This window comes from Caballeronia sp. NK8, from assembly GCF_018408855.1.
Taxonomy (GTDB): domain Bacteria; phylum Pseudomonadota; class Gammaproteobacteria; order Burkholderiales; family Burkholderiaceae; genus Caballeronia.
In genome coordinates this window covers 865,709-878,715 of record NZ_AP024326.1, presented here as the reverse complement: position 1 = coordinate 878,715, position 13,007 = coordinate 865,709, and the positions used below count along the sequence as shown (strand labels likewise).

Annotated in this window: 14 protein-coding genes and 1 pseudogene; 11 read left to right on the top strand and 4 right to left on the bottom strand. The window is 61.7% G+C overall.

All coding sequences use genetic code 11. The features are described 5' to 3' along the window. Positions 1-71 precede the first annotated feature (71 nt). The 3 genes from NK8_RS36940 (at position 72) to NK8_RS36930 (ending at position 862) form a co-directional block, all read left to right on the top strand. Positions 72-371, top strand: coding sequence for a hypothetical protein (locus NK8_RS36940; protein WP_213233552.1), 300 nt, complete (start codon positions 72-74; stop codon positions 369-371). Continuing rightward, the gene (locus tag NK8_RS36935) at positions 368-583 is read left to right on the top strand and encodes a hypothetical protein (RefSeq protein ID WP_213233551.1); all 216 of its coding nucleotides are present in this window, start codon (positions 368-370) and stop codon (positions 581-583) included. The genes NK8_RS36940 and NK8_RS36935 overlap by 4 nt, the downstream gene beginning before the upstream one ends. A 75-nt stretch (positions 584-658) precedes the next feature. Then, entirely contained in the window at positions 659-862 is a 204-nt protein-coding gene (locus NK8_RS36930; protein WP_213233550.1) for a hypothetical protein, read from the top strand. Positions 863-1,390: 528 nt separating this feature from the next. On the opposite strand, the gene NK8_RS36925 is transcribed toward NK8_RS36930, so the two are convergent. After that, positions 1,391-2,320 carry a LysR family transcriptional regulator gene (locus NK8_RS36925; protein WP_213233549.1) on the bottom strand — a complete coding sequence of 310 codons (930 nt, stop codon included), beginning with the start codon at positions 2,318-2,320 and terminating at the stop codon, positions 1,391-1,393. A gap of 173 nt (positions 2,321-2,493) precedes the next feature. On the opposite strand from NK8_RS36925, the gene NK8_RS36920 reads away from it, so the two are divergent. The 6 genes from NK8_RS36920 to NK8_RS36895 are packed head-to-tail and all read left to right on the top strand — an operon-like array spanning position 2,494 to position 7,412. After that, positions 2,494-2,871, top strand: coding sequence for a RidA family protein (locus NK8_RS36920; RefSeq protein WP_213233548.1), 378 nt, complete (start codon positions 2,494-2,496; stop codon positions 2,869-2,871). 56 nt (positions 2,872-2,927) lie between these two features. Next, complete coding sequence (locus NK8_RS36915) at positions 2,928-3,782, top strand: ABC transporter substrate-binding protein (protein WP_213233547.1); 855 nt, start codon at positions 2,928-2,930, stop codon at positions 3,780-3,782. 14 nt (positions 3,783-3,796) lie between these two features. Continuing rightward, entirely contained in the window at positions 3,797-4,729 is a 933-nt protein-coding gene (locus tag NK8_RS36910) for an amino acid ABC transporter permease (protein WP_213233546.1), read from the top strand. 47 nt (positions 4,730-4,776) lie between these two features. Then, positions 4,777-5,532, top strand: coding sequence for an amino acid ABC transporter ATP-binding protein (locus NK8_RS36905; protein ID WP_213234037.1), 756 nt, complete (start codon positions 4,777-4,779; stop codon positions 5,530-5,532). 37 nt (positions 5,533-5,569) lie between these two features. Next, on the top strand, positions 5,570-6,808 hold the full coding sequence (locus tag NK8_RS36900) for an FAD-binding oxidoreductase (protein ID WP_213233545.1): 1,239 nt from the start codon (positions 5,570-5,572) through the stop codon (positions 6,806-6,808). Positions 6,809-6,821: 13 nt separating this feature from the next. Continuing rightward, positions 6,822-7,412, top strand: a complete 591-nt coding sequence (locus NK8_RS36895) for an N-acetyltransferase family protein (RefSeq protein ID WP_367657827.1) — start codon at positions 6,822-6,824, stop codon at positions 7,410-7,412. A 672-nt stretch (positions 7,413-8,084) separates the two neighbouring features. Here NK8_RS36895 and NK8_RS36890 read toward each other — a convergent pair. The 3 genes from NK8_RS36890 to NK8_RS36880 all read right to left on the bottom strand — a co-directional run bounded on the left by NK8_RS36890 (position 8,085) and on the right by NK8_RS36880 (position 11,069). Further along, on the bottom strand, positions 8,085-8,708 hold the full coding sequence (locus NK8_RS36890) for a hypothetical protein (RefSeq protein WP_225936571.1): 624 nt from the start codon (positions 8,706-8,708) through the stop codon (positions 8,085-8,087). A gap of 294 nt (positions 8,709-9,002) precedes the next feature. After that, positions 9,003-10,172, bottom strand: coding sequence for an IS91 family transposase (locus NK8_RS36885; protein WP_213233544.1), 1,170 nt, complete (start codon positions 10,170-10,172; stop codon positions 9,003-9,005). 21 nt (positions 10,173-10,193) lie between these two features. Then, positions 10,194-11,069, bottom strand: coding sequence for a site-specific integrase (locus tag NK8_RS36880; protein WP_213233543.1), 876 nt, complete (start codon positions 11,067-11,069; stop codon positions 10,194-10,196). 447 nt (positions 11,070-11,516) lie between these two features. Between NK8_RS36880 and NK8_RS36875 the strand changes: the two genes are divergently transcribed. Both NK8_RS36875 and NK8_RS43905 read left to right on the top strand, forming a co-directional pair. Then, positions 11,517-12,266, top strand: coding sequence for an SDR family NAD(P)-dependent oxidoreductase (locus NK8_RS36875; RefSeq protein WP_213233542.1), 750 nt, complete (start codon positions 11,517-11,519; stop codon positions 12,264-12,266). Positions 12,267-12,542: 276 nt separating this feature from the next. Next, positions 12,543-12,971, top strand: a pseudogene (locus NK8_RS43905) (SDR family oxidoreductase); the annotation flags it as partial. Between the last annotated feature and the right edge of the window lie 36 nt (positions 12,972-13,007).

Sequence of the window (13,007 nt, the reverse complement as noted above, 5' to 3'; positions counted from 1 at the left end):
ACTTTGGACAGAGACTATGCTCGGGCTCGGCGATTGCTGCTGGCTTTGCGGCGTCCAGCTAAAGAGCGCATATGAAAGCCATAATCATCTCGCACGAGCCTTCCCCTCCCGAATCGCCGGTTGAGATTCATCGCTTCGTCTTCCAGCTCGACACCGAATTTGGCGATTCAAGCATTCAACAGATCTCGCTGCGCACGGCGCGAGTAATCGTCGACAACCTCCCCGGCCCCGGTGCTTTCGCGAAAATGTTGCGGGCGATCGTGACGACAGAACGCGCCCGCTACGACAGCCTCGTAAGCCGCGCGTTTCTGCGTGACAATGACGATCATGAGCGGGCGTTCCAACAGGATAGAGGGGAGGTCTGCGCTTGAAGTTCGAGCATCACGAGTGGACAATTGATTCGCTTCCAAAGAAGGTCGGCTTTCACTGGCATTGCTGGTGTGAGGTCGAGCGCAAGCCGACCGAAGACGGCGCGGATGGGCAGATATTTCATTTTTCCGATATTGGCCACTTCGACACTGAGGGCGCGGCGCATGAACGGGCCATTTGCTGGGCGAAAGCGTGGATAGAAGAGAATTTCTAAGAACGGCTGGCCGCTGACAGGTTCGGGCAAGGAGTTTGCACTGCATCGCAAAATTCTTTGACGAGGTATCACGCCATGACCATCAGTGATGACCCGGCGAACGAAGTCGTCATTCGGCCCAACGAAGGTGCTGGTTGGCGCGTCGAATTTCCTGATGCTAGCCGTTCGGGCGGCACGTTCGTCACGATCGTGGCTCACGAGCAAGAGGCGCTGAATCTGGCCGCGCAACTCTGTCCGAAAGCGCAAGTCAAAATCTTCCATGAGCCGGGCAAAAGATGAAAGGCGCTCCTCGCGCGGTGGCGGGCGCATCGCTGATGAGCCATTGCCGGAGTCTATCGCTCCTCAACTGGCCACGCTCGCGCGCCGACCTCCCGCGAGCGGCGACTGGGTCTACGAAATAAAGTATAAGTAGGCACCTCGACGGGTGTTGCCATTCAAAGGCGTGTCTCCCAAGGCTGTCTCAAACATCTGTTGCCTTCCAAATCCACGGACTGTTGCCTTTCAACGATGTGCTCGTGCTACGCGCAACGTCGCCCAATGCCTCATGGCGACCCAGAGCAGTCGGTCGTGCACCCGCATCTCGAACGGCCAGCTCTTGCCTTATTGCTGCCTGTGAAAGATGCTGAGCGCTCAGCAAGCGGCACTCGCTCCAACTCGACTCGGCGAATCGCCGCAAACTTCTAGAGTGCCTGCCGGCCTCGTCGAAGCAGGTGATCTCGAGCGTCCGTCTCATCGAAGACTGCACTTCACAGAAAGACGTGCAGCGCGTGACAGATGTAATCCTGGTATCGGGATGAGAAACGTTTGTCAAATCTTATCGACGAGTTTCTCAGCATCCTCGAGCATGGCCTTTGCGGCCTTTCGCAATAGCGCGATCAGCTCGTCGCGATCGAAATCCGCTTCTCGATTCTTGGGCCACACCGCAAAGTAGTCGAAGAAGATTGCCGGTTCAAAGCGGCGGTACACCAGCCGATCGCGTCGGGCGACGTCCATTCCGAAAACGTCAGTGAGGGTCACACCGACGCCCTCCTCGGCCATCCGGATCGCTGCCGCCATCAGCGGCGCCTGCATCACTTCGTTGGGCCGCGCGTTCTCGACCAGGAACATTCGGTCGATGCCCGCCTGCGCACTCTCGACTCGCGAGAGACTGACGTAATCGACGCCATCCAGATCGCTCGCGCGGATCAGCGGCCTTTGCGCGAGCGGATGGTCCTTCGGCACCGCACAGTAGATCGGGCTGCGGATCAGCGCAGCAGTCTCGAGCCCGTGACTCGGCTGACCCCCGACCGCGACGCCTATCTCCAGTCGCCGCGTCGCCAGGACGTTCAGCAGATTCGGCGTGTCATAGGTGTAGATCAGAATCGACCGCCCGGTGCGGCGTTGCCAGTCGGGCAGCACCTTCGGCAGCAGCGACACCGCGATCAGCGGCACCGAGCCGAGGGCAATCGGCTGCACTTCGCTGTTGATCACGCGCGAGACGATCTGATCGATGTGATCGATGGTCGAGAACAGCACGTTGGTCTCGTTGTACAGCTGGTAGGCCAGCGGCGTCGGGATCAGCCGTCCGAGCTGCCGGTCGAACAGGCGGATGCCCGTATAGTCCTCCGCCTGCGCAATGATCTTGCTGACCGCGGGCTGCGACAGGCCCAGCGCGCGCGCTGCCGCCGAGGCGCTGCCGCCGGTGATCACCGCGCGAAAAGCCGCCACGTGCTTCAACTGCAATTGCCCACGCTTCAAGTCCACCCCCTATAACAAAACGCATGCAAGCATAACGAAAATCGCAGTTCCGCCGAAAAAATCGGAGTGATAAGGTGCGCTTACTCACCCACCGATCCATGATTCATAAGGGATTACGCGCAGATTGATCAACGCTTGACCCTATGCGCTAAAGAATAACTTACGGAGACAACATGTTCGAAAGCATCGACGTCGGTCCGAAACGTCCTGGTCACCCGATCTCCGGTGTGGTCCGCAAAGGCGGCCAGGTCCTGACCGTGCAGACCCCGACTGACAGCGCGACCGGCAAGCTGGTCGACGGCGGCATCGAGGCGCAGGTGCGCCAGGTATTTCACAAACTCGACCGCGCAATGCAGGTGGCCGGCGGCACGCTCGCCGACGTGATGCTGGTGCAGGTCTATCTGACCGACCCCGCCGACTGGGCGCCGATGCACGCGATCTGGGCCGAGACTTTCGCCGATCCGTACCCCGCGCGCGCGACGGTCGTCGTCAAGCAACTGATGCTGGAAGGCATGCGGATCGAAATCGTCGTCAACGCGAACCTGGGCTGAGTTCGGCGCGGCCGTCAGGCGCGCAAAACTTTGCGGATCGAAAGGAGAGAAATGCCATGAAGTGGTGCTCGAAGCTCGTCATGCAAGCGCTGATGGTCGCGCTGAGTCAAGCCGTCGCGATGTCCGCGCACGCGGATACCGCGCTGACGAAAACGCTGCCGCAATCGATTCGCGAGGCCGGCACGCTGCGCGTGATCGCGTCGCCGAATAGTCCCCCGATGATCTATGCGGGCAAGGACGCACGTACGCTCGAAGGCATGGAAATCGATCTGACGCAGGCGGTCGCCGATGCACTCGGCCTGAAGCTCGAGCTCACGTCCGGCACCTTCGACAGCCTGATTCCGTCGATCGCCGCGGGCCGCGCGGATCTCGCGGTCGGTTCGATCGGCGATCTGAAAGCGCGCCAGTCGCAAGTCGATTTTGTCGACTACGTGAAAGCGGGTGTCGGCATGGCGGCGCCAAAGGGCAGCGGCGCGGGCATCAAGAATCTGGCCAGCCTGTGCGGCAAGACCGTCGCGGCGGTGCGCGGCACCTTCCAGGAACGCGAACTGTCGGCGCAGCAGGCCAAATGCAAGACACAGGGCAGCGCGCTCGACATCCAGACTTTCACCGATGCATCCGGCGCCGTGCTGGCGTTGCGCTCGGGCCGCGCCGACGTATGGTCCGGCGACACCGCTCAGGTCGCGTACGCGGTCAAGCAGTATCCGAACGCGCTTGAACAGGTCGGCGACATGCGCATCATCGCGTTGCTCGGTTATGCGGTCGGCAAACAGAACACGCAGGTGCGTGACGCCGTCAAGGCGGCGCTCGAGCAACTGCAGACCAATGGCAAATATCGGCAGATCCTCGACAAGTGGGGACAAGGCGATACGCGAACCGACAAGATCAGCATCAACGACGCGTGGCTCTGACGCGCACCGCCATCATGGGAAATCAATCAACGTATGGCGCGGGAGCACGCGCCGCCGAAGTGCCGCCGAACATGCCGCCTGACGCGCGCCCGCAGACGTCGCCGCCGGAAGAGTTCACGGTCGTGCCTCTGCGCCATCCGGGCCGCTGGCTGTGCGCGGCCCTGATGCTGTTCGTTCTGCTCTCGATCGCCGATCTGCTGATCACCAATCCGCGCTGGGAATGGCGCACCGTGCTCGACTATCTGTTCAGCGCGCCGATTCTGGCGGGCGTCGGCAATACGCTGTTACTGACGGTGCTTGCAGAGATCGTCGGCATCGGTCTGGGGATCCTGCTGGCGATCATGCGGTTATCCGAGAATCCGCTGCTGTCGTGGTCGAGCGCCGGCTTTACATGGATCTTCCGTGGCATTCCACCGCTCGTGATGATCCTCTTCATCTACTTCTTCTCTGCGCTGGTGCCGACCTTGTCCATCGGCATTCCGTTCGGCCCGTCAATCAAGCTGATCGCCACCAACAAGGTCGTCACCCAGATGGCGGCGGCCGTGATCGGCCTCGGTCTCGCGCAGGCCGCGTATGTCTCGGAGATCGTGCGATCGGGGATCCTGTCGGTGTCAGCAGGACAGAGCCGCGCGGCGCTTGCGCTCGGCATGACGCCGTTGCGCGCGATGCGTCACATCATCTTTCCGCAGGCGATGCGCGTGGTGATCCCGCCGCTCAGCAACGAAGTGATCTCGATGGTCAAGGCGACTTCGCTCGTCAGCGTGATCGCCTACACCGAACTGCTCACGACCGTGCAGGTGATCTACGCGCGCACCTTCGAGCAGATTCCCCTGCTGATGGTGGCGGTGATCTGGTACGGCGCGATCACGACCGTGCTGACGCTGGTCCAGAGCCGGATCGAGAAGCGTCTGAACAAGTCGGTGAAAGTGATGAAGAAGGAGAAATGATGAATGCGATTCCAGGCACCGACGCCGCTGCGCAGCGTCGCAAGGTGATGGTCGAGGCACGCGAGGTCGGCAAGCATTACGGCGCCTTCGAAGTGCTGAGCGGCATCAACCTGCGCGTCCATCAGGGCGAGGTGGTCTGCATCATCGGCCCGTCCGGCTCAGGCAAGTCGACGCTGCTGCGTTGCATGAACCACCTCGAACATGTGAATGCCGGACGGCTTTTCGTCGATGGGGAACTGGTGGGTTATCGCCAGGACGGCAACCGGATCTACGAGCTCAAGCCGAGCGAAGTATGTCTGCGGCGTCGCGACATCGGCATGGTGTTCCAGCATTTCGATCTTTTTCCGCACATGACCGCGCTCGAAAACCTGTGCCTCGCGCCGCAGGTCGTGTTGAAGCGCACGAAGGCGAGCGTCGAGAAAGACGCGCTCACGCTGCTGGAGCGAGTCGGTCTCGCCGACAAGGCGCAGCACTATCCGTCGCAATTGTCGGGTGGCCAGCAGCAGCGCGTGGCCATCGCGCGGGCGCTGACGATGCAGCCGAAGATCATGCTGTTCGACGAACCGACTTCGGCGCTCGATCCCGAACTGGTCGGCGAAGTACTGAAGGTGATGCAGGACCTCGCGAAGTCCGGCATGACGATGGTGGTCGTCACGCACGAGATGGGCTTTGCGCGCGAAGTCGCCGATCGCGTAGTTGTGATGGACGGCGGACGCATTATCGAGGACGGACCGCCCGGGCAGATCTTTTCGAATCCGCAGACGGACAGAACCCGATCGTTTCTCGATCGGCTGCTGGCTTGACGGCCACAACGACAGCTTTGGAACAGGGCTTTTTGCAATGGTCGATACAGTGATGGTGATCGGCGGCGGCGTCGCCGGGCTGTCGGTGGCGCGCAGTCTGCAATTGCTTGGACGCAAAGTCGCGATCGTCGATCCGTTGCCGTCGCCAGGCGCCGCATCGTTCGGCAACGGCGGCTTCATCTCGCCGGACAGCTTCATGCCGGGCGCGCAGCCAGGCATGCTGCGCAAGGTGCCGGGCTGGCTGCGCGATCCGCTGGGTCCGCTGGCCATCCATCCGACCTATGCGCCACAGGCGTTGCCGTGGTTCATCCAATGGCTGCGAGCCGGCCAGGTTGACCGCATGACAACACTCGCGAGGAGCCTGCACGCACTGCATGCGCCTGCGCTGATCGAATGGCGCCGTCTGCTCGGCGACGAGCTTTATCGCCGCTACATTCGCGAAGACGGCGAAGCGATTCTCAGCGACGTGCCACCGCAAGGCTCGGCCGCCGACGTCGAAAGGCAGTTGACCGCGAGCTACGGGCTGAACGTCGAGACCCTCTCGCGCGCCGACATCGAGCGTCTTTATCCGGGGATCGACGCATCGGTTCAGTTCGGCATACTGAAGAAAGGCAACGCGCATACCGTGAGTCCGGCGGAACTGAATCGCGCGCTCGCCGAACGGATCGTCGAGAACGGCGGGACGTTTCATCGAGAAAAGGTGTTGAAGCTGATCCCCGAAAACGGCGAATGGCTGATCCTCACCTCGACCGGCAATCACCGCACGCGCGACGTCGTGGTGGCGGGCGGCGTATGGTCCATGCAACTCCTCGCGCCGCTCGGCATCCGCATTCCACTGGAAAGCCAGCGCGGCTATCACGTGATGGTCGACACCGACCGGGTGAAGATCGGTGTGCCCTTCATTCATCGCGGTCGCGCGATCGGCCTGACGCCGATGCTCGACGGCCTGCGCATCGCGGGCAGCGTCGAATTCGGCGGCGTTGATGGCATGCCGAACGAACGGCGCGCGTTGCACGCTCTGCAGCAGGCACGCGAACTGTTCCCCGCGCTCATCGAGGCGCCGCATCAAATCTGGACCGGTCAACGTCCGTCGACCCCGGACAGCCTGCCGGCGATCGGTGCAGCAGGCGAGCGGCCGGGCCTTTGGCTCTGCTTCGGGCATGGGACCTACGGGATGACTGCGGCGCCGCCGAGTGGGCGCATGCTGGCCGATCTCATTACGTCCAGACAGCCGTCCATCGATCCGGCGCCTTACTCGCCGCGTCGCTTCATTTGAAAGCAAAGTGTTCGTGAGCAGTCCCGGCGGCGCACGCTTCGTCGCCTTGCTAATGAAGAAATTCCTGGAGCCCATGATGAGTGGTGCAGCACGCGTGAAAATTCTCTCGGCGGACGAAGTCAAGGCTTATATCGAACCTCTTGTCGATATCCTGATAGACTGCGTTGAAGGCGGCGCGGCAGTAAGCTTCATGTTGCCGATTGCCAGGCACAAGGCGATCGATTTCTGGGAGCGTGCCGCGCAAAATGTGGCTTGCGGCGAGCGAGTCTTGCTGATTGCGGACGATCTTGACGGTCGAGTCGTAGGTACTGTGCAGTTGATTATCTCCTTTCCCGAAAATCAGCCTCATCGCGCGGATATTTCGAAGATGCTGGTGCGTCGCGACGCGAGAAAACAGGGCGTCGCCGCGAGCTTGCTGGCGGCAGTCGAAGAAGTCGCACGCGAGGCTGCAAAATCAGTGCTGGTGCTCGATACCGAGACGGGCAGTGATGCCGAGCGACTTTACGAGCGCGCGGGCTGGCAGCGGGTCGGCGAGATTCCAAACTGCGGGTTTTCGCCTGAAGGCAGACTCTGCGGAACGACTTTCTTTCACAAGCAACTGTAGCCCGGTGATGTCGCGACTGAGTTCACACCGTAGGAGTTTCGCCAGATTCTCAACGGCTACGCGGCTAACGTCTGGCTGCTAAGCTTGCCCAGTTGCTCGAAAAGCCTCGCTTGTCGGCAGATCAAATCTTGTCTGGGCTGATTCGTCGACGGCGTCCTTCCTGGACCGAGCCACGTCCAAGCGAGAAGCGTGCGCGTATCCGAGAGACACGCGTATGTCCGATTGCGGAGTGAGTCTGCCGCTCCAACGACACGTTCTCTCGCTCGTTGAACGGCGGCAATTGGCCGACTTCTGCCTGACATGGGGTGGCCGCCACGCGAGCCGGCTGGCCGGCGGCCAATGGCTGTCATCGAGGCCGCGGAAGGTCGGCGACTGCTGACATCAAATCACACCCGGTAGACGCTCACTATTCCGCGGTGGCCGCGGGCGTGCGCGGCTAGGACAGATCCTGTGGAGAACTTACGTTGGCCCCCTGCACCCCCTCAAAAGCTATGAGAAATATCTTCCGGGACGGAAAAGCAAAGAAAAGCAAAGGAGCAGCCCGGCTACGCCGGGCGGAAAACGTAAATAAAAAGGCCATATTCGGCGAAATTAGTTACATCCGCTACTACGACAATACGCTAAAAGGCTTATTCTGTAAGGGCTTAGGGCTCTATTGACACCCTAAAATGCTCATAAGAGCTTGATCCAATCGGTCGAGCGACCCGAGCAGTACGGAGCATCCGCACGCTTACCGATGATTCCTTCGAGCCGCATTCGGCACGCCGAAGCGAGCAGCGATTCCGGATCCTCTGTGAATGACTCACTGAAGCGCACGCGCTCGCTCGACGTCTGAGCGATTAACTCGCCGAGCAGCTCGCGGCGCTGCGAGAGCGGCACCTCGCGCAAGTCACGTCCGATGAGAAACGGAATATCAAACGCGAAAAATGTCAGTTGCGCCGTGCTGCGCCGATCGAACGCGTTCTGCAGCGCGTTGAAATCGGGAATGCCGGTCTCGGTGAGCACGACCACCTCTCCGTCCAGCCACGCTTTATCGACCGGCATATCCTCGATCGCGGTCGCCAGCGTGCGCATCTTCTCGGTCCAGTCGTGGCCTCCGCGCGTGATGAGTTTGACCCGCCCCGCGTCCAGCCTGCACATCAGGCGATAGCCGTCGAATTTAGACAGGCACCTTTTGCGGTGTTGCCTTTCATACTGACCGGGGACCGGGACACCGTAGATTGTGAACCGGCCGGATCCGTTAAGGTTTATTCGATGCCTGCCATCGGCCGCAGAAATGTGCGTGCCGCCGCGCATGTCGGCAGGCGTCGAATAAGCCCGATGGAGGAAACCGCGGAGTGCCCCACTGCGGTTGGAGGGTTCGCGGCTATGGCGATTGATAGACCGGAATGGTCAGTGGTGCCGGATGCGGCACGCTCAGGCGGGGTGCCGGAGGGACGCTGACGCCGTAGCGAAGTGGTTTAGTCGTGCATTCGCGATGATGAGGCGGCCGGGCAAAGCGCTTCGCGTAGCGACACGCGCAGGCTTCCATCCTTGGGCCGCGTTGCCGCGGAGCCAACGTTCGACAGGCAGGTCGAGGAACCGTGGGGTTCATGTCGGATCCCGGCGCATTGGCGGTGCGCGGATCGGGGCGCTGCGCGCGAGGATTTCGATGACGACCATCGGTGCGCCGCAGTGCCGACAGATGAAGACGGGGCGGGTTTCGATGATGGCGTCGTCCGGCGACGGGCTGATCTCGGGTTCGACGTGCAGCAGTTCGCGCACCTTTGCGAGATTGGCGCGGCGCACCGGGTTGGCGAGCAGCCCGAAGTGGCGGATCCGATGGAAACCACCGGGCAGCACATGGAGCAGGAAGCGGCGCATGAATTCGCCGGTTTCGAGGGTCATGGTCTTGTAGCGGGTGCGTCCCTTCGCACGGTAGTCCTTCCAGCGGAACGTCACGCCACGCTCATCGACGGCGACCAGGCGCTGGTTGGAGATGGCGACGCGGTGCGTGTAGCGTGAGAGGTACTCGAGCACCGCCTTCGGTCCGGCGAACGGGCGCTTGGCGTAGACCACCCATTCGCAAGTACGTAGGGGCGCAAGCCATCGGGCAAAGGTGGCGGGGTCGGCGAGCCCGGTGTACTCGCCGAAGAACTGCAGGTCGCCACGGTGGTGAACCGACTGGAGTGCCTCGAGGAAGCGGCGTCGGAACAGGCGTGAGAGGACGCGCACGGGCAGGAAGTAGCCGGGCCGGCAGGCGATCCAGCGTTCACCGTCAGGCGACAGCCCGCCACGGGGGACGATGCCGTGCACATGCGGGTGATGCGTGAGCGCCGATCCCCAAGTGTGCAGTACGAGCGTGGCGCCGATCTGGGCGCCGAGATGCCTGGGATCCTCGGCGATCGTGCGCAGCGTGTCGGCGGCGATGTCGAACAGCAGCCCGTAGATGACCCGCTTGTTGTACCAGGCGATCGCGCTGATTTGCGCGGGCAGCGTGAAGACGACGTGGAAGTACTCGACGGGTAGCAGATCGGCCTGACGCGCCTCTAGCCAGCGGTGTGCGGCGCTGGCCTGGCACTTCGGGCAATGCCGGTCTCGGCACGAGTTGAAGGACACCTCGGTCCTTGTGCAGCCTGAACAGCGCAGCACATGTCCGCCCAGTGCCGCCGTGCGGCACCGTTCGATGGCCGACATGACCTTCAGCTGCCCCAGGCTCAAGTGTGTCGTGGCTCGCCACGCTGGCCCGTGGCTGCGGAAGATGTCCGCAACCTCCAGCATGAGGCGTTACAGCCCGCGGGTCTACTCTGAGGGCAGACGGTCCAGCGGACTGGTGACCTCGTGCAGCAGGTCGGTGGCCACCTGGACGTAGAGCGCGGTGTTCTCGAGCTTTGCATGGCCGAGCAGCACCTGGATCACGCGGATATCCACCTTCTGTTCGAGGAGATGTGTCGCAAAGCTATGGCGTAGCGTGTGCATGGACACACGTTTGTCGATGTTCGCAGTCTCGGCGGCGGCATGAATGGCACGGTTGAACTGTCGCGTGCTTAACTGATCGAGCGGATCGAGTCCGGGAAACAGCCACCCACCATCGAGCATCTTGCCCTGCGCACGGGCCACGCGCCACCACACACGCAGACGTTCGAGCAGCACCGGCGAGAGCATCGCGTAGCGGTCACGGCGGCCCTTGCCCTGCTCGATACGCAGTGTCATGCGCTCGCTGTCGACGTCGGTGACCTTCAGCGCCACCACTTCGCTGGCGCGTAGCCCCGCGCCGTACGCGACCGACAGCGCGGTTTGGTGCTTCAGGTTACCGGCGGCCTCGATGAGCCGCCGCACTTCGTCGGGGCTGAGCACGACGGGCAATATGCGGGGCACGCGCACCGGTTGCATCCTGACCATCAGCTCGGGCCGGTCGAGCGTGACTTTGAAGAAGAACTTCAGGCCGGTGATCGCGTGGTTCAGCGACACGGCCGATGTGCCGTGGTCGACCAGATAGAGCTGGTAGCGGCGCAGGTCCTCGACGGTGGCCGTGTCAGGCGAGCGCCCGAGAAAACGGGCGAACTCACGCACGATGTGCAGGTAGATGTCCTGCGTCTTGGGGGCAAGCTGGCGCATGCGCATATCGTCGATCATGCGCTGGCGCAGTGGGCTGGCGTTTGTCGGTAAGGAGGTCATGATTCGGCTCCTGTTGAAGAACGAGGCGGATTGCCTCATTCGCCAACATAAAGCCGGGTGACCGGCCTCTCCCTGACCACCAGCGTCGGACCGTAGCCCCTACCGCGCGAGCGGTTTAGTCCTTCGGCCATGAGGCGACGTTCGTCCGAGCGCCCGTAGCGCCATACGAAGGTCAGTTGCAAGCCACCGAACGGTCATTCAGCGAACGAGTTCACGCCCGCGTCCCACATGGCCAATTACCGAGATGGGGGGCGAGTAAAACGGCAGCAGCTCGGTAAAATCGGCGTCCACCCCTGCCGATCATGCCTCCCCGGCATACATGCTATGCCGCTGGGCCCTCTGTTCAGCCTTTCTTGCGCACCCCATCCTCTTGCCTCGGCTTGCCGCGACGCTGGCGATCACAAGCTGCATCGTGTTGAGCAACTTCCACGTACTAGGAGAACCACCATGGGTAAGCTTCAGGGCAAGGTTGCGGTCATTACTGGCGGAAGTAGCGGAATCGGGCTCGCAACCGCGACGAGATTCGTCGCGGAGGGCGCGTATGTCTTCATTACGGGGCGTCGTCAAATAGAACTAGATAAGGCGAGAGCGATCATCGGCTCGAACGTTACAGCAGTTCAGGGCGACATCTCCGACCTTGATGACCTAAATCGCCTCTACGAAACGGTGCAACGCGAGAAAGGCGGTTTGGACATCATTGTGGCAAGTGCCGGATACGTCGCGTCTTTGCCAACGGAGTCCGTAACACCTGAACGCTTCGACAAGACTTTCGACATCAACGCACGGGGTACGTTCTTCACGGTACAAAAAGCGCTGCCGATGTTGCGCGACGGCGGCTCTATCGTTGTCGTTGCTTCCGGGATGCACATAAAGGGTTTTGCGGACTTCGGCGTTTATGCGGCGACGAAGGCGGCAATCCGTTCGTTCACCCGGACGTGGGCGTCGGAATTCAAAGATCGTGGCATTCGCGCCAACACACTGAGTCCGGGCATGATCGAAACACCGATCGTGGACGGCCTGTTCAATTCGAAGGAGGAGGCGGATGGTGCACGGGCAATGTTCAAGCAGATCACGCCGCTGGGCCGCATTGGCCGCGCTGACGAGATGGCTGCGGCGGCGCTATTCCTCGCCTCCGATGAAAGCAGCTACAGCACAGGCATCGATCTGATCGCGGACGGAGGAATCACCCAGCTATAAAGGGAAAGGGGCAAACAGCTTGACAGGGCGCAATCGGTGTACACGGATGCCCTGTAGTGCTTGTTATGGCCCCGATCAACTACGTCGATATTCGCGATGCGATTCGGCCGTCTCGAAGAAGTGGTCGTTCCGATTCTTCCTAGCGAACCCCGCTGCTTCGTACATCACCGGCACGATTCTCGACGCCGACAGTGGCTACTACGTCTGACCTGCGCCATCCGGCGATTCCGTGCCGGGATGTTCCTTTTAACAGTGCGGCTTTAGCGCCGACGCGTCGTGCGAACGGTTTTGACATGTGGAAGTTGTAGGGAAAGACTGCCTTCGTCACAGGCGGCAGTTCGGGTCGGCCTGGCGACCGCCAAGCGCTTTGCCGCCGAGGGAGCGACTGTCTTCATCACGGGGCGACGCCAGGCGCAGCTGGACACGGCTGTCGCCGCGATAGGTGGAAATGTCCGTGCCGTGCAGGCGGACGTCGCCAAACTCGCCGACCTGAATCGCCTCTATGACGCCGTCGCGTCGGCGGGATGCAGCATCGATCTCCTGCCGCCAACGCTGGCGCGGCCATCGCCGGTCCACTGGGGGCGATAACGGAAGAAGATTTCGACGCCATCATCGACGTCAACATGCGTGGCACACTGTTCACAGTGCAAAAGGGCGTTGCCGCTCTTCAACGATGAGGGTTCGATCATCATGACCGGCTCTATTGCGGGCATGAAGGGTAGAGCCGGCCGCAGCGTCTAC